General features: G+C 59.2%; 18 protein-coding genes. 10 read left to right on the top strand and 8 right to left on the bottom strand.

Going from position 1 to position 23,217, the window contains the following annotated elements:
• Nucleotides 1-343: 343 nt before the first annotated feature.
• On the top strand, nt 344-1,597 hold the full coding sequence (locus tag AEAC466_RS43010) for an SAM-dependent methyltransferase (protein WP_023460220.1): 1,254 nt from the start codon (nt 344-346) through the stop codon (nt 1,595-1,597).
• 19 nt (nt 1,598-1,616) lie between these two features.
• On the opposite strand, the gene AEAC466_RS43005 is transcribed toward AEAC466_RS43010, so the two are convergent.
• Nucleotides 1,617-2,492, bottom strand: a complete 876-nt coding sequence (locus tag AEAC466_RS43005; RefSeq protein ID WP_031239637.1) for a LysR family transcriptional regulator — start codon at nt 2,490-2,492, stop codon at nt 1,617-1,619.
• A 131-nt stretch (nt 2,493-2,623) separates the two neighbouring features.
• On the opposite strand from AEAC466_RS43005, the gene AEAC466_RS43000 reads away from it, so the two are divergent.
• Genes AEAC466_RS43000 through AEAC466_RS42980 form a run of 5 tightly spaced genes read left to right on the top strand, consistent with a single transcriptional unit; the run spans nt 2,624 to nt 8,781 of the window.
• Nucleotides 2,624-4,228: a carboxyl transferase domain-containing protein gene (locus AEAC466_RS43000; protein ID WP_023460218.1), complete on the top strand. Its 1,605-nt coding sequence runs from the start codon at nt 2,624-2,626 to the stop codon at nt 4,226-4,228.
• Between the two features lie 3 nt (nt 4,229-4,231).
• On the top strand, nt 4,232-4,990 hold the full coding sequence (locus tag AEAC466_RS42995) for an enoyl-CoA hydratase-related protein (protein ID WP_023460217.1): 759 nt from the start codon (nt 4,232-4,234) through the stop codon (nt 4,988-4,990).
• A gap of 10 nt (nt 4,991-5,000) precedes the next feature.
• On the top strand, nt 5,001-6,725 hold the full coding sequence (locus AEAC466_RS42990) for an acetyl/propionyl/methylcrotonyl-CoA carboxylase subunit alpha (protein WP_023460216.1): 1,725 nt from the start codon (nt 5,001-5,003) through the stop codon (nt 6,723-6,725).
• Nucleotides 6,722-7,888: an isovaleryl-CoA dehydrogenase gene (locus AEAC466_RS42985; protein WP_023460215.1), complete on the top strand. Its 1,167-nt coding sequence runs from the start codon at nt 6,722-6,724 to the stop codon at nt 7,886-7,888. Before AEAC466_RS42990 ends, AEAC466_RS42985 begins: the two co-directional genes overlap by 4 nt.
• The gene (locus AEAC466_RS42980) at nt 7,885-8,781 is read left to right on the top strand and encodes a hydroxymethylglutaryl-CoA lyase (RefSeq protein WP_023460214.1); all 897 of its coding nucleotides are present in this window, start codon (nt 7,885-7,887) and stop codon (nt 8,779-8,781) included. The genes AEAC466_RS42985 and AEAC466_RS42980 overlap by 4 nt, the downstream gene beginning before the upstream one ends.
• Here AEAC466_RS42980 and AEAC466_RS42975 read toward each other — a convergent pair whose 3' ends face one another.
• The 3 genes from AEAC466_RS42975 to AEAC466_RS42965 are packed head-to-tail and all read right to left on the bottom strand — an operon-like array spanning nt 8,782 to nt 10,449.
• On the bottom strand, nt 8,782-9,207 hold the full coding sequence (locus AEAC466_RS42975; protein ID WP_023460213.1) for a DUF2177 family protein: 426 nt from the start codon (nt 9,205-9,207) through the stop codon (nt 8,782-8,784). It lies immediately after the preceding gene.
• Nucleotides 9,208-9,211: 4 nt separating this feature from the next.
• Nucleotides 9,212-9,874: a ChrR family anti-sigma-E factor gene (locus AEAC466_RS42970; protein WP_023460212.1), complete on the bottom strand. Its 663-nt coding sequence runs from the start codon at nt 9,872-9,874 to the stop codon at nt 9,212-9,214.
• On the bottom strand, nt 9,871-10,449 hold the full coding sequence (locus AEAC466_RS42965) for a sigma-70 family RNA polymerase sigma factor (RefSeq protein WP_235074373.1): 579 nt from the start codon (nt 10,447-10,449) through the stop codon (nt 9,871-9,873). The genes AEAC466_RS42970 and AEAC466_RS42965 overlap by 4 nt, the downstream gene beginning before the upstream one ends.
• A gap of 206 nt (nt 10,450-10,655) precedes the next feature.
• On the opposite strand from AEAC466_RS42965, the gene AEAC466_RS42960 reads away from it, so the two are divergent.
• The 3 genes from AEAC466_RS42960 to AEAC466_RS42950 all read left to right on the top strand — a co-directional run bounded on the left by AEAC466_RS42960 (nt 10,656) and on the right by AEAC466_RS42950 (nt 13,742).
• Nucleotides 10,656-12,014, top strand: coding sequence for an NAD(P)/FAD-dependent oxidoreductase (locus AEAC466_RS42960; protein ID WP_023460210.1), 1,359 nt, complete (start codon nt 10,656-10,658; stop codon nt 12,012-12,014).
• Nucleotides 12,015-12,020: 6 nt separating this feature from the next.
• The gene (locus tag AEAC466_RS42955) at nt 12,021-12,815 is read left to right on the top strand and encodes a DUF1365 domain-containing protein (RefSeq protein ID WP_023460209.1); all 795 of its coding nucleotides are present in this window, start codon (nt 12,021-12,023) and stop codon (nt 12,813-12,815) included.
• 84 nt (nt 12,816-12,899) lie between these two features.
• Nucleotides 12,900-13,742, top strand: coding sequence for an alpha/beta hydrolase (locus tag AEAC466_RS42950; protein WP_023460208.1), 843 nt, complete (start codon nt 12,900-12,902; stop codon nt 13,740-13,742).
• 10 nt (nt 13,743-13,752) lie between these two features.
• Here the strand turns inward: AEAC466_RS42950 and AEAC466_RS42945 are convergent, their stop codons facing one another.
• The 4 genes from AEAC466_RS42945 to AEAC466_RS42930 form a co-directional block, all read right to left on the bottom strand.
• Nucleotides 13,753-15,261 carry a tryptophan halogenase family protein gene (locus AEAC466_RS42945; RefSeq protein WP_023460207.1) on the bottom strand — a complete coding sequence of 503 codons (1,509 nt, stop codon included), beginning with the start codon at nt 15,259-15,261 and terminating at the stop codon, nt 13,753-13,755.
• A gap of 99 nt (nt 15,262-15,360) precedes the next feature.
• Complete coding sequence (locus AEAC466_RS42940) at nt 15,361-18,144, bottom strand: TonB-dependent receptor (RefSeq protein WP_023460206.1); 2,784 nt, start codon at nt 18,142-18,144, stop codon at nt 15,361-15,363.
• A gap of 532 nt (nt 18,145-18,676) precedes the next feature.
• Nucleotides 18,677-19,696 (bottom strand): LacI family DNA-binding transcriptional regulator, encoded by a 1,020-nt coding sequence (locus AEAC466_RS42935; protein WP_023460204.1) that lies wholly within the window; start codon nt 19,694-19,696, stop codon nt 18,677-18,679.
• A gap of 130 nt (nt 19,697-19,826) precedes the next feature.
• Nucleotides 19,827-21,953 (bottom strand): glycoside hydrolase family 97 protein, encoded by a 2,127-nt coding sequence (locus AEAC466_RS42930; RefSeq protein ID WP_023460203.1) that lies wholly within the window; start codon nt 21,951-21,953, stop codon nt 19,827-19,829.
• A gap of 664 nt (nt 21,954-22,617) precedes the next feature.
• Between AEAC466_RS42930 and AEAC466_RS42925 the strand changes: the two genes are divergently transcribed.
• On the top strand, nt 22,618-23,193 hold the full coding sequence (locus AEAC466_RS42925; protein ID WP_023460202.1) for a hypothetical protein: 576 nt from the start codon (nt 22,618-22,620) through the stop codon (nt 23,191-23,193).
• Nucleotides 23,194-23,217: the final 24 nt, after the last annotated feature.

The raw sequence follows: 23,217 nt of genomic DNA, 5'->3' as shown, positions 1-23,217 counted from the left end.
AACCGCGTCAAACACCTCAAAAAACCGCAATCCTTAACCGGTTGCTGGTCCAGGCGGCGCAAAGTTCGCCGCCAACCTAAAAACATTTATTTTGTCGATTCACCGGTATTCGAACGCAATTGTATATGCCGTGACACAATCCAAACGTCGACCGCCTCTCGATACCCACCCCTCTTCATCGGATAGGCTGATAAACACTGATCATCAAACGACACGCTGACCCGTCAGGGGAGGCAGGCAATCTTACGATTTTCTTACTATTCGATAGGCGAATCCCATCGGATTTTTGTGTTTTGCAGCGCTTACATGAGCTCACCGCTACCGCTCATCTGAGGAGCGCTTCATGCTGCAATCCTATCTCGATGCCTTGATCCAAGAAGGCGTTTTAACCGTGCGGATCGGCGCAAACCGAACCTATCGTTTTGGTAGGCCTAGGCTGGACAGGCCCGATCTCGACATAGCCATACGCATCGACAGCCTGTGGACGGCGTTCAAGATCGGCGCGCAACCCTATCTCCATTTCGGCGAGGCCTATACCGACGGGAAACTTACCGTCGAAAAGGGAACCCTGTGGGGCCTGATTGAGTTGATCGGCATAAACCTGCCCAATGCGCCAAAACGGGGTCGATTTGCGCGCTGGCTGCATGGTTTCAGAAACTGGCTACCAGTTCATTCCCCCGACACCTCACGCCGCAACGTCGCGCACCATTATGACCTGTCGGAACGGCTCTATCGCCTGTTCCTTGACGAGGACATGCAATATTCCTGCGCCTATTTTCGCTGTCCGCAAGCCAGCCTCGAAGACGCGCAGATCGCCAAGAAGGACCATATCGCCGACAAGCTGTTCCTGACGCCGGGCCAGAGCGTGCTCGATATCGGCTGCGGCTGGGGTGGCATGGCCCTGCATCTGGCACGTCAGGCCGGCGTCAATGTCACGGGCGTCACCCTATCTACCGAACAATTGGCGGTGGCGGAACAAAGGGCGTTGGAACCCAGCGTCAATGCCCGCGTGCGGTTCGAACTGTGCGACTATCGTCTGGTCAGCGGCCTGTTCGACCGCATTGTTTCCGTCGGCATGTTCGAACATGTCGGCCTGGCCGGTTTCGACGGCTATTTCCAGACCGTCGCCGACCGCCTGAAGCCCGATGGCGTGGCCCTGATCCACACCATCGGACGGCGCGGCAAGACAAGCGGACGATCGGCCTGGCTCGATAAATATATCTTCCCCGGCGGCTATATCCCCAGCCTGTCCGAAATTACCGACTCCGTTGAAAAATCGGGACTGTTTATCACCGACATCGAGTCCCTGCGCCTGCACTATGCCGAAACGCTGCGGCATTGGCGAATGCGGTTCGAGGCGAACCGGGCCGAAATCGAGGCGTTATATGATGAGCGGTTCGGACGCATGTGGGAATTCTATCTCTGTTTCTGCGAACTCGGTTTCCGCTACGGCGATCTGATGGTCTTCCAAATTCAGTTGGCCAAAAAGATAGACACCTTGCCAATCACCCGCGACTACATGATGCCCCAGGCGTCCGCCCGGGTCGCGGAGCCGGTTCAGCCTGACGTCATGCCGGCGGCTGCACGAACGGGTTAAGGCGCTCAGCAAGCCCCCCTTACGCCGGCGCATTCGAAAAGTGCTTCACCGTGAAATTCGCGAAGGCCTGAGCCGTCTCGGCCAGCCGTTGCGGCAGGGTGAAGCGCGGCAGGAACAGCGCGACGGTGCGGCGCGGGTTGAAGCCTTGCATCCGCACACGCACCACATCGGGGGCCTCATAACTGTCGGGCATGACGGTCACGCCGACGCCCGCCCCGACCATGCTCAGCGCCCGTTCATCCTGAGCCGTGCGGTACACCAGCGGCGGCCGGACATTACGATCGGTAAAATGCCGGGAGGTTTCGGACAGGACTTCGCACCGCGACCGGACGATCATGCTGTCGTCAGCCAGGTCTTCACCACGGATTTCACTGGCCTGCGCTAGGCGATGGGTGGCGGCCAGGGCCAGTTTATACCCTTCCTCGAACAGCGGCACGGACGTGTCGTCATCGACCCGGCGAATCGACAAGGCGTAGTCGAGGCCGCGTTCGTCTAGGCGGTTGAGCAATTCCTGCTCGCTGCCATCATACAGATCGAACCGGACGCCCGGATGGGCAGCGCAAAAGCCCGACAACAGCCGCGCCACCAATGCAGCGGGCACAGTCTGCAAGACGCCTAGCCGCAGACTATTGGCCTGTTCCGTACGGGTGATTTCCGCCGACGCCATATTGACCTCGTGCAAGATCGCTTTGGCACGCGGCAGAAACCGGGTGCCCGCGGTCGTCAGAAACACCCGCCGGTTGTTGCGCACGAACAGATCGACGCCAAGCTGGTCTTCAAGCCGTTTGATGCCGGCTGAAAGGGTCGGCTGGGTGATCAGGCAGGCCTGCGCGGCCTTGGTGAAGCTGCCGGTTTCAACAACCGCCAGAAAATAGCGCAACAAATAGAGTTCCACGCAACCTCCGCGTCGTGTGACGCCATCATAGATAATATCTATATACAGGATAATAATTATCGATTTTTCCAATTCATGGAAATCCGCTAAGTTGGGGAAAACACGGGATTGGGGAAAACATTGGAACGCGCATGGCCTTCAAGAGCGAAATAGATCCGGCATCCGAGGAATTTCAGGCCAATACGAGGCGTATGCAGGGGTTGGTCGATGACCTGCGCGCCCTCACCGCTCGAATTGCGCAAGGCGGATCGCCATCCGCTCGTGACAAACATGTAGCGCGGGGCAAGCTTCTGCCGCGCGATCGGGTCGCTGGTCTGATCGATCCCGGTTCGCCCTTCCTCGAATTCTCGGCCCTGGCGGCCTATAAGGTCTATGAGGACGATGTCTCGGCTGCCGGCATGATAACCGGGCTGGGCCGCATCAACGGCACCGAATGCGTCATTGTCTGCAACGATGCCACCGTCAAGGGCGGCACCTATTATCCGCTGACCGTCAAGAAGCATTTGCGCGCCCAGGAGATTGCCGCGCAGAACAATCTGCCATGCGTTTACCTGGTCGATTCCGGCGGCGCCAACCTGCCCAACCAGGACGAGGTCTTTCCCGACAAGGACGATTTTGGCCGCATCTTCTATAATCAGGCCCAGATGTCGGCGCGCGGCATTCCGCAGATTGCCGTGGTCATGGGATCGTGTACGGCGGGCGGCGCTTACGTTCCGGCCATGAGCGACGAAAGCATTATCGTTCAGAAGCAGGGGACTATCTTCCTGGCCGGACCGCCGCTGGTGAAGGCCGCAACCGGCGAGGTCGTCTCCGCCGAAGATCTGGGCGGTGGTGACGTCCATGCCCGTGTTTCCGGCGTGGTGGATCACCTGGCCGCCAACGATGCCGACGCCTTGTCGATCGCCCGCCGCATCGTCGGCAATCTCAACCGAACCAAGACGGTCGGGTTGGCGACCCTGCCGGTCGAAGACCCGCTTTATCCGCCCGAAGACATATATGGCATCATCCCGGCCGATACGCGCCAGCCGTTCGATGTACGCGAAGTCATCGCACGCCTGGTAGACGGTTCCCGGTTCGACGCATTCAAGGCCTTATATGGCGAAACCCTGGTCTGCGGGTTCGCCCATCTCTACGGCTACCCCGTCGGCATCGTCGCTAACAACGGCGTGCTGTTTTCGGAAAGCGCGCTCAAGGGGGCGCACTTCATCGAGTTGTGCGCGCAACGCGGCATTCCGCTGATCTTCCTGCAGAACATCACCGGCTTCATGGTCGGCCAGAGATATGAGAACGAGGGCATTGCCCGGCACGGCGCCAAGATGGTCACCGCCGTCGCCTGCGCCAATGTGCCGAAACTCACCGTCATCATCGGCGGGTCCTATGGTGCGGGCAATTACGGCATGTGCGGGCGGGCCTTCGAACCGCGTTTCCTGTGGATGTGGCCCAATGCCCGCATCTCCGTCATGGGCGGCGAACAGGCCTCTAATGTGCTGGCCACGGTAAAACGCGACGGCATCGAAGCCAGAGGCGGCACATGGGCGCCGGAAGAAGAGGCGGCCTTCAAAGCACCGATCCGCGACACCTATGACGCGCAGGGACATCCCTATTACGCTTCGGCCCGGCTTTGGGACGACGGTGTCATCGACCCGGCCGACACGCGCCGCGTATTGGGTCTGGGCCTATCGGCGGCGCTTAATGCGCCCATCGTACCGACGAAATTCGGCGTTTTCAGGATGTAGACCATGACCGATCTGATTATCGATTCCGACGCCCGCGGTGTGGTCCGCGTCAGCCTGAACCGCCCGGCCGTGCACAATGCCTTCAATGAAGGGCTGATCGGCGATCTGACCCAGGCGTTCGAAGACCTGGGCAAGCAGGACGGCGTGCGCGCCATCGTTCTGTCCGGCAACGGCGCCAGCTTTTCCGCCGGCGCCGATCTCAACTGGATGCAGCGTGCGGCCGAACAGGATGAATTCGCCAACCGCGAAGATGCCCTGGCTTTGGCCCGCATGTTCGAAACCATCGACACCTGTCCAAAACCTGTCGTCGGACTAGTGCAGGGGGCGGCCTTTGGCGGCGGGGTCGGATTGGCCGCCTGTTGCGATGTGGTGATAGCCCAGCCCGAAGCGAAATTCGGCCTGACCGAGGTGCGGCTTGGCCTTATCCCGGCGGTGATCTCCCCCTTCGTCATCGCCAAGATCGGTCGGTCGGCGGCGCGGCGATATTTTCTGACGGGGGAGCATTTCACCGCCGCCGAGGCCCATCGCATCGGCTTGGTCCATGAAGTGGCGAGCGGGCTGGAGGCCGCGGGCGCACGTCTGATCGACGCGCTGCTGGCGGGTGGCCCCGAAGCCATCGCCGACGCCAAGGATCTGGTCGCCGAACGTCGCCTGACCGCCGACGTCACCGCAACGCGCATCGCGGCAAGACGCGCGTCAGACGAAGGCCGTGAAGGCATTGCCGCCTTCCTGGCCAAACGCAAACCCGGCTGGATGCTTTAGGACCTTGGCGATGTTCCACACAATCCTGATCGCCAATCGCGGCGAAATCGCGCGGCGCATCATCCGAACCTGCCGACGCCTGGGCGTGCAGACGGTCGCCGTCTATTCCCAGGCCGACGCTGATGCTGCCTTTGTGCGCGAAGCGGATCGCGCCGTCCTGATCGGTCCGGCGGCAGCGGCGGACAGCTATTTGCGGGGCGACCGAATCATTGCCGTGGCGATCGAGACAGGTGCGCAGGCAATCCATCCCGGCTACGGCTTCCTGTCGGAAAACGCCGCGTTCGCCGAAGCCTGCGAGGCCGCGGGTCTCACCTTCATCGGTCCGCGCCCCGACGCCATTCGCGCCATGGCACTCAAAGGAGCCGCCAAGGCCCTGATGACAGCGGCAGGCGTCCCGGTAACCCCCGGCTACCACGGCGAGGATCAGTCGCTTGAAACCTTGCAGGCCGAGGCCGGGCGCATCGGATATCCGGTGCTGATCAAGGCCGTGGCCGGCGGGGGTGGCAAGGGCATGCGCCGGGTCGACGATCCCGCCGAGTTTGCCGACGCCTTGATATCAGCGCAGCGCGAGGGCCTGAACGCGTTCAGCGACCCCAAGGTCCTGATAGAGAAATATCTCGAGATTCCCAGACATATCGAAATACAGCTGTTCGCCGACGAACACGGCCATGTCGTCCACCTGTTCGAGCGGGACTGTTCTTTGCAACGCCGCCACCAGAAGGTCATTGAGGAAGCGCCCGCCCCGGACCTGCCCGACGCCATGCGTGCAGCTATGGGAGCCGCCGCTGTGCGCGCCGCTCAGGCCATCCATTATCGCGGCGCAGGCACGGTCGAATTTATCGTCGATGTATCGCGCGGGATTGCGGACGCTCCCTTCTATTTCATGGAAATGAACACGCGACTGCAGGTCGAGCATCCGGTCACCGAGGAGATCACGGGTCTGGACCTGGTGGAGTGGCAGTTACGGGTGGCAGCCGGCGAGCCTCTACCCAAGCGACAGGATGAATTGACCATCAGCGGGCACGCCATTGAAGCGCGCCTCTATGCCGAAGACCCGCAAAACGATTTCCTGCCCGCCACCGGCAAGCTGGACAGGCTCCGGTTCCCGCCGTGGGCCCGCATCGAATCGGCTGTCGGTGAAGGCGATACGGTCAGCGTTTTCTACGACCCTATGATCGCTAAAATCATCGTTCACGGGCGTGATCGCAAACAGGCCCTGTCGCGGATGCGCGACGCCCTGATTGAAACGCAGCTTAGCGGCCTGGCCACCAATCTGGGCTTTCTGCGCCGGCTGGTGTCGGACGACGCCTTCGCCGCCGCGCACATCGACACCGGCTTCATCGGCCGCCATCTCGATCGGCTGCTGGCGCCATGGCCCGATGCGGAGATTCCCGCCTATGTCCGGGCTGCCGACCCGGGATCACCATGGAATGACATGACCGGATGGCTGGTTAATCTGCCGCCACGCGCGCCGCTCAATCTGAAGGCCGAGGCTGGCGAAGCGGCCATCGCCAGCGGAGACATAAATGCACCCATGCCAGGCAAGCTGATCGACGTGTTCGTTTCGGCGGGCGACAGCGTCGAAAAGGGCCAGAAGCTTCTCATCCTCGGCGCGATGAAGATCGAACACACCATGAAGGCGCCCAAGGCGGGCGTGATCAAGGCCGTCCACGCGGCGGCCGGTGACCAGGTGGGAGACAAAGCCCTTCTGGTCGAAATAGAGGACCGACCATGATCGACTTTCCCCACCTACAATTCGGCCACGGCGACGACATCGACGCGCTGCGCGAAGGCGTTGCCCGGTTCGCCGGGGTCGAAATCGCCCCCCTGGCCGAAGCCGCCGATCGCGATGATCAGTTCCCGATGGACCTGTGGCGCAAGATGGGTGAGATGGGCGTGCTGGGCCTGACGGCACCGGAAGATTTCGGCGGTGCGAACATGGGCTATCTGGCCCATACCATCGCCATGGAGGAAATCTCACGCGCCTCCGCCTCCATCGGTCTGTCCTACGGCGCCCATTCCAACCTCTGCGTCAACCAGATCGTGCGCAATGGCACCGCCGAACAGAAGGCGCGCTATCTGCCCAAACTGATCTCCGGCGACCATGTCGGCGCCCTGGCCATGTCGGAAACCGGCGCGGGATCGGACGTCGTTTCCATGCGTCTGCGCGCCGACCGCAGGGGTGATCGGTTTGTGCTCAACGGCAGCAAGATGTGGATCACCAACGGCCCCGATGCCGATACGCTCGTCGTCTACGCCAAGACAAATATGGATGCCGGTTCGAAAGGCATGACCGCCTTCCTGATCGAAAAAGGATTTAAGGGCTTTTCCGTAGCCCAGAAACTCGACAAGCTGGGCATGCGCGGCTCCCACACCGGCGAGCTGGTGTTCGAGGACTGCGAAGTGCCGTATGAAAACGCGCTGGGCATCGAAGGGCGCGGCGTACAGGTGCTGATGTCCGGTCTCGATTACGAACGGGTCGTCCTGTCCGGCGGGCCGCTCGGCATCATGCGCGCCTGTCTCGACGCCGTGATCCCATACATCCATGAGCGCGAACAATTTGGTGCGCCGATTGGCACTTTCCAGCTGATGCAGGGCAAGATTGCCGACATGTATTCGACCTGGGCGGCGTGCCGCGCCTATGTCTACGCGGTCGCGGCTGCCTGCGACCGGGGGGAAACCACGCGCAAGGACGCCGCGGGCTGCATCCTCTACGCCGCCGAAAAGGCGACATGGATGGCGGGCGAAGCCATCCAGTGCCTGGGTGGCAATGGCTATACCAACGACTTCCCTGTCGGGCGGCTATGGCGCGATGCCAAGCTGTATGAGATCGGCGCCGGCACATCGGAAATCCGCCGTATGCTGATTGGCCGTGAACTGTTTGAGGAAACGAAGTGAGGCCGTCCCACGTCACCCTGTACGAGGTTGGCCCGCGCGACGGCCTTCAGGCAGAAACGGCTATCGTCTCCGCCGCAGACAAGATCGCCCTGATCGACCGGCTGTCGAAAAGCGGCCTGACCCATATCGAGGCCGCCAGTTTCGTATCGCCCAAATGGGTGCCGCAAATGGCCGACGCCCGTGAGGTGATGACCGGCATCGCCCGCGCCGCCGGTGTGGACTATCCGGTTCTCACGCCCAATCTGCAAGGCTATGAAGCCGCCAAGGACGCCGGTGCGCGGACCGTGGCCATATTCGGCGCGGCCTCCGAAACCTTTAGCCAAAAGAACATCAACTGCTCGATCGCCGAAAGCTTGGCGCGGTTTCGCTTCGTCACGGATGCCGCCCTGTCCGACGGCATGCGGGTGCGCGGCTATGTCTCGACGGTCATCGCCTGCCCTTATGAAGGGCCGATCACGCCGGAGGCGGTGGCGTCGGTCGCCGAACAGATGCTCGACATGGGATGTTATGAGATTTCGCTAGGCGACACTATCGGTGTGGGAACGCCCGCCGATGTCGCGCGCCTTCTGGATGTCGTAACCGCGCGCGTGCCACGCGACCGGTTGGCTGTGCATTTCCATGACACCTACGGTCAGGCCCTCGCCAATATACTGACGTCTCTCGACTACGGCATCGCCACCGTGGATGCCTCGGTCGGCGGCCTGGGCGGTTGCCCCTATGCGCCGGGGGCCAGCGGAAATGTCGCCACCGAAGACGTATTGTACATGCTGAATGGCCTCGGCATAGCGACGGGCGTCGATATCCGCACCATCGTTGAGGCCGCCTGGTTCATATCGGACGTGCTTGGCCGGACGCCGCGATCCAAGGTTGCCAATGCCATGAGCCGCGCCTGATTACCTAAGACGGTCTATGCCAATCGCCTTGACCATATAGGCCGTCGCACAGGCGGTCAGCAGGGTCACCACCGCCCCCCAGGCCATGTCGATGAAGCTGAGGCTGACGGGCCAGGCGTTGATGACTGACAGACAGGTCAGGTTATAGGTCGCATAGGCGATCAGCCCGAAGAGGGCGGCGCGAAAGGCCAGATCGAGTAGGGAGAAGGCAGCATTGCCGAACAGAGCGGGGTAAACGATCAGATATGTCAGGCCGAACACATACAGCAGATAAAAAGCCACCGCGGGAATCATGTTGGGCTGCGCGCGCATCAGGCTGCCCATGGCCGGCTTATACAGCGAATTGCCCATGGTGGTGAGCCAGATGAAATCGAGCACTGCCAGAACAGCAAGGCCGATAAGGTAGGTGGTTGTGAAGGCTTTCATTCGATCATATCCTTGCAATGGGTTTCAGCAGCCACCCAAGCAAGGTCTTAGGCACTATCGCGGCTTCTTGAGCCACCAGGCACAGACAATCGACATCGCCTTGCATGGCCGGCATGTGACAGTCATCGCTATCGTCGCATTGGGCGAAATCGCCACGACGATAGTCGCCCTTGTGATCCTTGTAATGGCCCTGCAGCATGACGGTTATTTCCCGTCCCCGGTGTGTGTGTTCCGGCATGGCCATCCCGGCCTTGACGAACATCAGATAGGTTTTCGACCCCTTGACCGGCCGGTCGACAGCGATGGGCGCCAGCCATACCCCTGGTGCCACAAAATAACGGTCCTTGACCTGAACCTGCTTCAGGCTGTCAGGCAGTTCGAACCCCTTGAGAAAGGCCGGCTGACGAATGTCGCGGCGCGCCGGCGCCACGTCCGCTTCGGGACGCTCGATACGTGCCAGAGCCAGGTCCAGCGCATTGTCGCTCATCGCAATTCCCTCGGCCGCGTCAAGCAAAGCGCCGCCAACGGCGGAAAACACCCGCATATCGGTCCGGCACTGGGCGCACATGTCGAGATGGGTACGCACGCCCAAGGCTATGCCGGGCGCCAAAGCGCCACGGTGGTAATCCCACAACATCTCTTCGTCGGGGTGGTGAGCGGTACTCATACGCGTTCTCCTGATACTGTATCGAACCCCATGCGCAGGCGGGTCATGGCCAGACGCAGACGGGATTTGACGGTCCCCAGGGGGATGGAAAGGGCTTTGGCGATATCGCCGTGCGACAGGTCCTCATAGAAGGACAGGCGCAGAATGGTCTTTTGTTCGACGGGCAAGGTGTCCATCAGCGCCGCAACCGACCGGGCCGTCTGCGCATCGCACAGCTGGTCGTCGGCGGCGCGTTCGCCGTCACCCTGCCACAGGTCCTCGGGCAGATCCCGAACACGCTTGGCCTTGCGGGCGGCGTCGATGCGCATGTTTCGGGCGATCGAGTAAATCCAGGTCACAGCCGACGCCTTTGACGGATCGAAGAGATGCGCCTTTCGCCAGACATTGAGCAGCGCATCCTGCGCCAGATCCTCAGCCTCCTGGGCGGTCAGGCCCTGGCCCATGACGAAGGCTTTCACCTTTGGGGCAAAACGCGTGAAGAGGGCTGCATAGGCGGCGCGATCCTTCGTTTCGGCAATGCGCACAATGAGCATTTCCGGGGTCGCGGCGGCGTCTGCTGGATCCGATGGTGTCATGCGGACAGAAGACCCGATTGTCAGTGTGCGGTCAAAGTGCATTTTAAAGCCAGAAGCGAATTTATGAATGATGTACGCCTTCGACAGAGCGGCGGATCACTCCCGCACAAAAAAGGGGACAAATACCGTGCCTTTATTACGGTTGTGATCCAGGAGGCCCCGCATCGCGTAGATGTTCGGTAACCCCAATACACAGCGAGTCGTATATGTTTGATCGGTCCTCTTCCAAGCGGCAACGCATTGCCATCATCGGCACCGGCATTGCCGGCCTGTCGGCGGCCTGGATGCTGAACAAGAGCTGCGACATCACCGTATTCGAAAGCGAGGCAGAGGTCGGCGGTCACAGCCACAGCGTCAATGTCGGCACGGCCGAGGCGCCCGTGTGGATCGATATGGGCTTCATCGTCTTCAACGCACCCTGCTATCCCAACCTTGTTCAGCTGTTCAAGCATCTGGACGTCGAACATCAGCTTTCGGACATGTCGTTCGGCGTATCCGTAGACAAGGGGCGCCTGGAATATTCCAGCCTGGGTCTGCGCGGCCTGTTCGCCCAGACGCGCAACCTGTTCCGTCCCCGCTTTCTATCCCTTCTGCTCGATATCGTCCGCTTTTATCGCGAAGCGCCGAAGGACCTGGCGGCCCGGGCGCGGGAAAACTATCGCCTCGGCGACTATCTGAAGGATCGCAATTACGGCCGCGCCTTTATCGACGATCACCTGCTGCCGCAGGCGGCGGCCATCTGGTCTACCTCGGCGCGTCAGATCATGGACTACCCGTTTCGCGCCTTCATCGCCTTTTTTGAAAACCATGGCCTGTTGCAGATCATGGATCGCATCCTGTGGCGTAGCGTCGTGGGCGGCGCTCAGGCCTATCTCAAAAAGCTGACGCCCGAATTTGCCGACAAAATACACACCGGCACAGCCATTCGGTCGGTATCGCGCGATAGTGAAGGCGTCACCTTAACCGACCAACATGGCGTCGCCCGTCGTTTCGATCAGGTCGTGTTCGCCACGCACGCCGACACCACGCTTAAGATGCTGGACGCCAGTCCGGCGGAACGTCGCACGCTTGGCGCTTTCACCTACACCCGCAACGAGGTGGTTCTGCACACCGATACGGCTTTCATGCCGCAACGCCGCCGCGCGTGGTCGAGCTGGAACTATCTGGGTGAAAAGGATGCCTCGGACGAGCAACAGCTGTGCGTCACCTACTGGATGAATCTCTTGCAGGTCCTGAAGGACGCACCGAACTATTTTGTCACCCTCAATCCAACCCACGCGGTTGATCCAGATAAGGTCATCAAGCGGATCGTGTTCGAGCACCCCTTGTTCGACGTAGCGGCCATCGCGGCCCAGGACCGGCTGGGCGACCTGCAAGGCCAAAACCGCGCCTGGTTCTGCGGCGCCTATTTCGGGTCTGGGTTTCACGAAGACGGCCTGCAATCGGGCCTGGCGGTCGCGGAAGGCATTACCGGCGAGCGACGGCCGTGGGATTTCGACTGGTCGCAAAGCCGTATTCGCTATAACCCCTGGGCAAATGACGTCCTGCCGATGGCGGCCGAGTAATCCGTCATGGCCGCCGCACCGACGCAATCACCGCCCGCCCTGCACACCGCGCTTTACCGGGGCGAGGTCGTCCACCAGCGCTTCGCGCCGAAACCGCACCGCCTGAGCTATCGGATTTTTCAGGTTCTGATTGACCTGGATGCGCCGGTGACCACCCGCTTCTTCTCACGCAACCGTTTCAACCTGTTCGGCTTCTACGATCGCGACCACGGCCCGGACAAGGCGCGCGCCGGGACGGCGTCGTTAAAAGATCGTATGGTAGCCCTCCTGACCGGCCACGGCCTGTATGAGGCCGGCGACCGGCTGTTTCTGCTCGCCATGCCGCGTATGCTGGGCTTCGTTTTCAACCCGATAAGCCTCTATTTCGTGCAGAAGCCCGATGGCGCAATGCGGGCAATCGTCTACGAAGTCAACAATACCTTCGGCGACCGTCATTCCTATGTCCTGCCGGTGCGACAGACGGGCCGGCGCGTTACCCAGGCCAGCGACAAACGTCTCCACGTCTCTCCCTTTATGGACATGGATATGGCGTACGATTTCGACCTGATCGCACCGGCGGAGACCTTCGCATTGAAGATCGACTTGAAACAGGACGGCACACCTATGCTCTTTGCCGGCTTCACCGCCAAACGCGAACCCTTGTGTGACCGGACCCTGTTATGGCTGTTCTTCGCCATGCCGTTGATGACGCTGGGTGTGGTAATCGGCATCCACTGGGAGGCCCTTCTGCTGTTCGCCAAGGGGCTTCGACTGAAACCAAAACCACCGACGGAACGCTCGCAAATCTCCGTGGAGATTTAGCGCCTTTTTGTGGCCCAACCGGCGGGAAGTGCTTAGTGATTTTTGATTTTCTGCTGCCTATTCTGAGATTTTGAGACCGTGACTGTGCCGAAACGCTCCCTGCTTGGCCTTGTCGGATTGGCGCCGCTGCTGGCCGCCTGCAATACCCTCACCCTGTTCAATACCTTCACGCCCAAGGATGAGGCCCGGCGCGTGGCGCGCGATGTCCGGTTTGGTGAAGAGACCCGCCAAACCTATGACGTTTACGCCCCGAAAGGCGCCAGCACGGACCTGCCGGTGCTGGTCTTCTTCTATGGCGGCGGGTGGAATTCAGGATCGAAGGCCGACTATACATGGATGGGGCATGCGCTGGCGGCTCTCGGCTATGTCGTGGCAATACCCGACTATCGACTGGTGCCGCAGGTCGTCTACCCGGTCTTTCTCGAAGACAACGCCCGTGCCATAAAGCACGTCATCGCCCATGCTGGCGAATATGGAGGCGACGCCAGCCGCCTGGGGGTGGCGGGTCATTCTGCCGGCGCCTATGCGGCGGTCATGATGGCCCTGGATGCCCGCTATCTCGGCAATCCGTCGCCATTAAAGGTCTGCGTCGGCATTGCCGGTCCTTATGACTTCTATCCGTTTGACGTTGCGTCATCTATCGATGCTTTCGGTAAATGGCCCCGTCCCGCCGAAACACAGCCGGTCACCTATGCCCGTAAACTCGACACAAAATTCCTGCTGCTGCAAAGCCGGGCGGACCAGGTGGTGGGCCTGCGCAATGCCGTCAATCTCGATGCGCGCCTGAAGGCCGCTGGCACGGATGTGACCTTGAAGGTGTATGACGGCCTGAGCCACCAGGATACGGCCGCCGTCTACTCGGTGCCCTTCCGTCGCAAGGCGCCTCTATTGGCCGACACACAAGCCTGGCTGGCGGCAAACCTCTAACTACCGCAGATCACGTTTCCGCCTGGCAATGATAGGCGATGTACTGGGCATGAGACGGTGTCTTCATGACCGTGGTCTCGTAAATCTGGCGGATATGCTGGAAATAGTCGTCCAGCTTCTTTTCCGGCACATTCAGGGTCAATGGCGAACAACTTTCCGGCATGACACCCTGACCGATCAGCACCTGTACCCAATTGGCCTCTTTGAACAGGTCGTCCTCCTCGACAATGACGCGGCCATGCTGGCGGAAGAAATCGACCTTGCCGTTCAGACTGTCCGGCACATCCATGGTGCGGCAGTGATTCCAGAACGGGCTGTCGGCACGCTGGGTGGCAGTGTAATGCAGGACCAGAAAGTCGCGAATCAATTCGTATTCGCGCTGGGTTTTGCGGTTATATTCCGCGATCTCGATGGGGTTGAAACCCTTATCCGGGAACATATGCGCAAGGCGCTGCAAGGCGGTCTGGACCAGATGTATGCTGGTCGATTCCAGCGGTTCCATAAAGCCCGAGGCCAGTCCCAGGGCCACGCAGTTCTTGACCCAGGTCTTGCGCCGCCGCCCCGTTGTAAATTTGAGCAGGCGCGGCTCGGCCAGCGGCTCGCCGTCCAGATTGGCAAGCAGGATCTTGGCCGCCTCGTCGGTCTCCATGAAGGCGCTCGAAAAGACATGGCCATTGCCGGTGCGATGCTGCAAGGGAATGCGCCATTGCCACCCGGCGGTATGGGCGCGTGCCTGAGTATAGGGTTTGAGCGGTCCGGCCGATGCGCACGGCACGGCCAAGGCGCGATCGCACGGCAACCAGCGCGTCCAATCCTCATAGCCGGCCTTCAACGCCCCTTCGATCAGCACGCCCTGGAAGCCTGAACAGTCGAGGAAGAAATCACCGCCCACAGTCTCTCCGCCTTCAAGGCGCAGACTTTCAATAAAGCCGTCTTTGGCGCGCAGATTGACCCCGGCCACCTTGCCTTCACGACGCGTGACGCCTTGCGCCTCGCAATGTCCACGCAGATACCTGGCTAGCAGGCCTGCGTCGAAATGCAGGGCGTAATTCATGCCCTCCATGTTCGGCGTATTGGGGATGGTCTTCATATGGGTAAAGCGGTTGGCCTTGGCGGCCATGTGGTTCAGGCTGTAATCCCACAGGCTGCCGCCCTTGCCGCGCATCCGTTGACGTAGCCAGTACTGATGGAAGGGCAGGACGCCCAGCGGATTGCCCGGCGCACCGAAGGCATGGCTGTAGGCCTCGCCCTTTTCGTACCAGTCGATGAATTCGATACCAAGCTTGTAAGTGCCCTGAACCGCCTTCATGACCTCGCGCTCGTCGAGACCGAGAAAGACCAGAAGATTGACGAGCGGCGGAATGGTAGCTTCGCCCACGCCCACCGTGCCGATATCGTCTGATTCGATCAGGGTGATGTCGACCGTGTCCCCCAAAATGCGGTTGAGGAAGGTCGCACTCAGCCACCCGGCGGTGCCGCCGCCCAGAATGACGATGGTCTTGATGGGCTCAGCGGCCATGGCGTTTCCCCGAATATCTTATGAGCTTAGACGATCAGAATATAAAAGCACCCGCCGACGGGAGAGTCGACGGGTGCAAATTTATGTGACGTGTCGGCTTTAGAAGAACTTGTAGTTCACGCCGAACAGGTAGGTCGAACCATAGGTTTCATAGCGCATCACATTGTTCTTGTTGCCCTTGGTGTAGAGCTTGAACGGTTCGTTGGTGATGTTGGTCGCCGAGAACGATAAGGACAGGCCCTTCAGGCTGCCGCCCTGGAATTCGTAGCCCAGTTGGGCGTCGAGCAGGGATTCACCGGCGACATACCGGCTTTGCAGGCTGTTGGTATAGTCCGGCACTTCGCCAAGGAAAGCGCCGCGATAGCGATTGGACAGACGCGCCGAGAAGCCATGGTTTTCGTAATAGACGGTGGTGTTGATCACTTGCCTGGACAGACCCGGCAGATCGATCGGGTTGGTGCCCGACGGATTGATCTGCGATTCGTTGAACGCTCCTGAAACAATGACGCCAAAGCCGTTCAGGTACGGCGTGACGAGATCGCCCGGCACCGACAAGGTGAGCTCTACCCCCCGGATCCAGCCGCCGGTGCCATTTTGCATGACGGAGACCGTGCCGGTACGATTGGCCAGGGCCAGCGAATAGGCCGCTGGATCGGCGCCGGTCGGGATTGCCGCCCCGGTGTAGTCGCGCAACAGGGTCTGGTTATAGATGTAGGAGTTCAACGTCTTGTGGAAGCCGGCGATCGCGACGTATCCCTTGCGACCGAAGTATTTTTCCCATGAGATATCGACCGCCGTTGCCTTCCATGGACGCAGGCTTGGATTGCCTCCGGAACCGGACCAGTAATAGCTGCTGCCGTTGAACTGCACCGGTTGATTGCCGTTGGAGATAGGGCCATAGCCGACGCCCGCCGCCATGTCGTCCATACGCGGACGGGCGATGGTGACGCCAGCGCCAACGCGCAGGGTCATGTCATCCGACAAAGCGAAGTTGAAGTTGGCGCTCGGCAGGATATCGGTGTAGTCGGCACTTTCGGTTTTCAGGGTCTTGCCGTTGGCTGTGCCGTCGGTAAAGTAGGACTTGGCCGTCTGCTTGGCGTGCTGCGACTGAATGCCGATATTACCCGTGAGCGGGAAACCGAACAGGTGGGTGTCCAGATCGGCCTTCACGAACATAACATCGACATGCTCATCCACGTTCCAGGTGCGCTTGACCGTGTCCTGGCCGACGTCCTGCGTGAAATTAAAGTAGCCGTCTTTGTACATGGCCAGACCGTCGTAGGAGATCATCCCCGACGACCCGCCCAGGAAGGCGGCATCGGTGACGCCGAGGCGATACTTCTCAGGCACAACTTCCTGCGGCCCCGTCTTCAATGACAGGAAACCTTCGACGCCCTGCTTGTCCTTCGTGCGGTGCGCGGTGGTATAGCCGAAGCTGACGCTTGAAAAGACATTATCCATATGGCGCGTGGCGGCCAGCTTGATCGTCGACAGCTCGTCTTCGATATGCGGCGCCTTGACGTAGCCGGCACGATTGGCGACCGGGCCGCCCCAACCGCCTGGATCAGTCAGGAAGGTGGTGGCGAAGTTGGAATAGTCGACAACACCATGAAGCGTCGACAGACCGTAATCGTCCGGCGTGTCGAAGGTCACCGTGTCGAGCTGGCGGGTCGTAGAAGAGCTGGCGCCCGTACCGCCTGTCGATTCCAGAATGACGTCGTCGCGCGCCACTTTCGAATAGGACGCATCGGCCATCAGGTCCCAGTTGTCGTTCAGCTTGTATTCGGTGTTCAAGCCGATGGCGTCGAGTTTGGCCTTGCGATCATTGGTATAGTTTTCGACGACAGCGGCGACGTCGTTGAAAACGCCGTGTGTGACGAAGGTTTGACCCGCCGTATAGCCCGGCGCCAGGTGGTTGGCACCCCAGGCCAGCGGATATTCGATACGGGCAATCTTCTGCAATTCGCGGAAATCGGAATGATAGGCGTCCAGGGTCATGTGGAGGTGGTCGTTCGGACGCCATTCCAAGACACCCATATAGCCATCACGCTTCAGGTTCGACGAAATGATGCCGTCCTTGGCGCCGCCGAGAATAAGCAGATTCTGATTTGCAGGCAGACACGCGCCGCAGGTCGGATAGCCGCCGTCACCCCAGGGTTCCTTCTTCAGGACCTGATAGGGCGAGTCGGTATGGGCATAGCCCAGGGCCAGGCCGATCGTCTTGTTGGCGAACTGGTCGATATACATCAGCGAATAACGGTTGCCCGTATTCTTCATGCCACCGACGGCAGCGCTTTCGCTGTTCTGCTCGCCGCGGACATTGATGGCGGCGGCGCGCTTGCCATAGGCCAGCGGGCGGACGGTTTGCAGATCGGCGGTGCCGGCGATGCCTTGGGTCGTCATGCCAGCATTCGGCGTCTTGTAGATCAGGACCTGGGAGATCAGTTCCGACGGATACTGGTCGAATTCGACAGAGCGGTTGTCACCGGTGGAAACCTGTTCGCGGCCGTTCAGGGTGGTTACGGTGTAATCGGGGCCAAGACCGCGAATGGACAGCGACTGGGCGCGACCGTTTGTGCGCTGGGCCGCAATGCCGGGCAGGCGGGCAATCGATTCGGCGATCGAGGCGTCGGGCAGCTTGCCGATGTCTTCGGCGGAGACGGCTTCGACGATCTGGGCCGATTTCTTCTTGGCTGAGATGGCGTCCTGGATGCCGCGACGGATGCCTGTCACGACGATGGTTGTCGTGTCATCGGCAGGTGCCGTGGTCGTTTGAGCCATGGCAGGCAACGCGACCGACATGGCGGTCAATACGGCAGCCGTGGCGCCACAGGTCAGCAGGCGCGTCCTGAACGCCACGTTACGACCCTTTAATTTAAGCATATAAGCTCTCCTGGTGTTGCGTTTTGATCTTATCAACGCTTGCCCCGTCATTATGTGCGGAGCATTCGCCTTTGACGTCTCAACCCTCACGACACTCTTATTGGCGTCTAAGGCGCGAGTATCTACAACACCGTTGTTTTTGCAATGCTTTGCAAAAATTTGCAGCTATAAACCTGAACTATTCGTAATATTGTGGCTTTCAAGATACGAAATTATGGCAAAATGGACGATTTATATTATTTTACGGCAATATTTGGTGATGAAGCCTTTCGTAAGACAATGAAGTGGCCGGTACAAAATTTGACGCAAAGTGTAAAAAATTGCAAAAAACTGCAAATTCGTCGCAATAGCGATATGGCATGGATCGCGCCGCCTTACCCATAGGTCAATTAATGTTGACCGACGCACAACCAAACCGAGCTAGAGCGATCTGCCTTCGGATTAACTCAGGTCGAATATGCAGCCCGCTCGACATTTTGCGTTTTTCCGCGCCTCGCGTTCAATACGTAAGCCAAATTGAACGCGTGTTCCTCTAACCGCCGCACGATTCCCTGACTACCAATTCAGTGGCTACGATCTCAGAATGGCTTTCGTCATTGGAAATCGAGCCGATGAGCTTGGAGACCATCAGCTTGCCCGCGCGGGCCAGATCCTGCGAAATAGTCGTCAGGGCCGGATGGGTCAGCGAAGCCAAAACGATATTGTCGTAGCCCACCACCGAAACATCTTCCGGCACGCGCAAGCCGGCACGCATCAAACCGCGAATGGCGCCGAAAGCAATAATGTCGGAACAGGCAAACAGGCCATCGAACGCAATGCCTTTATTGATCAGGCTGAGGACAGCATTTTCGGCAGATGCAATTTCGAAATGTGTGTTGACGACCAGACGCGGATCATAGACGTGGCCCGATTCATTCAGGACATTGAGATAGCCCTGAAATCGCTGCTTCATTTCGGTACCTTCCGTTTCACCGAAATAGGCGATGCGCTTACGCCCAAGGCGCGCGAGGTGAGCCGTGGCGCGCGTGCCGCCCTGAAGATTGTTCGACCCGACGGTACAATATTTTTGGCCGGGGAGTTCCTGGCCCCACACAATGAACTTGTTGGTTGACCGCGCCAATTGGTTGAAGCGGTCGTGCAGATAGCTTTGGCCAAGGAAGATGACGCCGTCGGCTTTGATATTCTGCATCAGAGTGACGAGGTCGTTCTGGCTTTTGGGTGTCAGGTGCGACAGCAGCAGGTCGCACCCCATGTCCCGCGCCGCTTCGCCGACACCGGAAATCATTTCCTGATAAAAAGGATCTGAAAAGCGGCCTTCGCGGCCGTGCGGCGGCGGAATGACGATAGCGATCGTTGCCTGAGATCCCGACATCGACATCGGCATGTCCTGGTTCAGAACATAGTTGTGATCACGGGCAATCTTCCATATCCGCCGTTTGGTCACGCGATTGACGGCAGGGGAATCGTTGAGCGCACGCGACACTGTCGCCACAGAAACGCCTGCGATCTTCGCCAGATCCTCAAGCCTGATTTTACTCGAAAGTGTATCCATGCGTCCCACCCAAACCCTTTTCACACGGGCTTGGGATGAGAAAACATAGTTTCCTTTGCGAAAGCAAGCGCTTTCAAAAAACTGCAAAGACAGATGACAACCTTCCGCGCCAATGAATGCGCTGAATGGACTATTTTTTCTTCTTCGCCACTTTTCCGCCCTGGGCCACAAAGCGGATGGCCTCACCGCCGCCCGGCGCCATGCGGAGCTCCAGCGTGTCGGCGGCGGTCACCGGCTTTTCTTCGATAACGATGTCAAAGCGGGCATCGCCCGTCAGGCCAGCCTTTGGACCATCGCGATAGATTTGCGCGACGTACTTTTTTGCCGGATCGAGGAAGGTGAGAGGCACAGACACCTTACGTTCGGTTTCATCTGTCACCGCGCCGAGATACCAATCTTCCGAGTGACGATCCTTGCGCACGATGGTGGCATAGTCGCCAATCTCACCGTTGAGCGCGATTGACTGCTCCCAATCCACCGGCACATCCTTAATAAACTGGAACGGCTTGGGATATTTAGCGTAGTTTTCCGGCAGGTCGGCCGCCATCTGGATCGGCGAATACAAGACAACATAGAGCGCCAGTTGTTTCGCCTGGGTCGAGGCAATCGGTTTGCCCTGCCCCTGCAAAGACAATATGCCCGGCGTGAAATCCATCGGGCCGCTGAGCATGCGCGTGAACACCAGGTTGGCCTCGTGCTCAGGCGGATTTTGTGGATCGCCCCACGCATTATACTCCATGCCCCGCTGACCTTCGCGCGATACCCAGTTCGGATAGGTGCGGCGCAGGCCGGTATCCTTGATCGGCTCATGGGTATCGATGGCGATATGGTATTTGGCCGCCGTCGTGACGTTTAGCAGGTAATGACGAACCATTTCCTGGCTGTCGTTCCATGTGTAGCGGATCGATCCATCGGCGGCCCGGACGCGCGCCCCCCCGGCATCGGCGACATAGCCCGTCTTAACCGAATCGACGCCGTATTTTTCGTACTGGGCAAAGCCCGCCGCCATCTGCGGTTCATAGACTGCGACATTGCCGGAAGTTTCGTTATGGCCGACCAGATGCACGCCTTTTTTCAGGCCATAGGCCGAAATGGCCGCCAGATCGAAATCAGGATAGCTTTCGGTGAAGGAGAAGTTGTAGCCCTTGCCGAACCAGTCTTCCCATCCCTTGTTCCAGCCTTCGACCAATACGCCGCGGAAGCCGTTTTTCGCGGCAAAGTCGATATAGGCCTCGGTGTTTTCGGTCGTGGCGCCGTGGCGAGGTCCGGCTTCCCAGGTCCATTTATTGAGGTGCATCCCCCACCAGATACCGACATATTTATACGGCTTGACCCACGACACATCGCCCAGCTTGTTGGGTTCGTTCAGGTTGAGGATCAGGTCGGAGCCATTGTACAGAGCCGCCGCCGAGTCGGTGATTTGCATAGTCCGCCACGGCGTCGGGAACGGCGCATCACGCACCACCGGCGCGCCCATGGCCGACGGAGCCAGACGGGTTTTCAGGCGCTGGCCATCGACGCGACGCAGCCAGTAAGCGGCGTAATCGACCAGAGCGGCCTCATGGAAGGAAATATAAAGCCCCTTATCCGTCTTGATCGTCATTGGGGTCTGGGCTTCGCTGACCTCGTTCAGCGGCGTCTTTTCGTAAAGATATTCCTCACGGTTCCATTCGCCGGCCACGTCCCACCACGCTGTGGCCGGATCGGCGATGGCGAACTCGGTCAATTCGTCCATGATTTCAAGCTTGTGCAGTTGTGGCTGATCGGGGAACTCATAGCGGAACCCGAGGCCGTCGTCATAGATGCGGAACACCACCGTCATCTTGCGGTTATCCCACGTCTTCTGGACCACATTGACGCGTAATTCGTTGTAATGGTTGCGCGTCAGCCGGCGCTCGCCCCACGGCTGCTCCCAGGTATCGTCGTGCGTCGTCGTTTGTGTATCTTCGAGCGAGAAATAGCGGTCGAATTTCGGCGCGTTGGCCAGGATAAGGCCCAGGCGCGACGGATTGACGATGACCTGACCCTTTCTCACCACCTGATAAGACAGGTTGCCGTCGCCGCTCAGCATGACATCGACATGCAACACCTTATCCGGTGAATCCGCGCTGGCGATGGTCTGGAACTTCGGCGCGGCCTGCGACGACTGCGACACATCAGCAGTCGGGGCGGCGTCCTGAGCCAGGGCGGGAAGTGCGGCACCACCGCCGGCCAGCAAAAAGAGGGCGAGAGTCGTCAGGCGCGGCCTGGAGATCATGGCGGGTTTCCTTGTTCCTGTAATCGTTATCAAGCACGCTTTAAGCCAAGTTTGTCCGGTACAAAAGCCCTTTGCCACCGCAAAGCCGGTGCATACGTATTCAACAGAACGAATTCGAATTGAATACGTATTCAAGATTGCGCGCGCCTTAAGGCCCATTTAGCCTTGCCTGACGTCGTAGACAGCACGCGCCCTCAACGGCACAACGACAAACCGCGTGAATACAGAATATTTTTTCTAATTATTGCCTTACGCCTACTTTTTTTCTTGCGCAATACGCGTGCAAACGTTTACATATGAATTTCGGGTCTTAAACCGACGGCGTCAGCCATGCTGTGCGCGTTTGCGATCCGTTTTTGCCATTCCGGTTGTTGTGACGCGACCGGGATACGCCAATTGCAGAGTTTATGCTTTGTAAGTGGTATCTTCTCAACATAAACTTGGGCTTAGCAGCTTCCGTTGCTAGGCCCTTTCTTTTTCAGGGTTTGCGGAGGATGTCCGCTTTATGTAAATCCAAGAGTGGCAAGCAACTGACACGCAGATTCCTCCGAGCGGAGCCTTCGCAAGCTTCCCTTCCAAGTCAAGTTCACGCCAATCTATGAGAAGGTAGATGTGGCTGGCGGAAATAAATCCATGAGTTGAAATAGAAGCGAGGCAGGAGTCGATGACTGGTGATTATACTGAGGACGATGAACGGACGCTGTTGGAGAAGGCAGAGAAACTTCAGGCCGGTCTCGTTGCGGCGGCAACCCAAGACCCTGGGGGGCTCAGCTCAAGTGATTTTTCTCGGCTGCGGCAAGAACTTCTAACGAGTCCAGTGTCTCGGGAAAAGGTACCTGACATGCTGCGCCGGTACCGGGACGCAGGTCAATTTTGGCAGTTTATAAAAGGGAAGTTCAAACATTATCAGGAGCGCCGTGCGTACATATGGGATGAATTTAGACCCCTCATGGACCACTTAGAGTTTCAAGATAAAGTGCCGGGGATTGCTCCGATCAGTGATGCACTAGAAGATTTCGATCCGGAGAATGTGCATGGCATTTGGCAGAAGGCACTTGACCGCCGTTCCAGTGACCCGGAGGGCGCAATTACCGCTTCGCGCACGCTTCTCGAAACCGTTTGCAAATACGTTTTAGAGGAAGCTCAGGCTACCTACCCAGACGATGCGGACCTGCCCAAACTTTGGATGCTTGCTTCTGAACACCTGAACCTTGCCCCCCACCAACACCAAGAGGTGTGAACCGCCCCGGATTTTCCGGAGGCT

The sequence above is a fragment of the Asticcacaulis sp. AC466 genome, assembly GCF_000495815.1.
Classification (GTDB): domain Bacteria; phylum Pseudomonadota; class Alphaproteobacteria; order Caulobacterales; family Caulobacteraceae; genus Asticcacaulis.
Note: the sequence above shows the minus strand (reverse complement) of the source record. Positions and strands in the feature narration are given on the sequence as shown.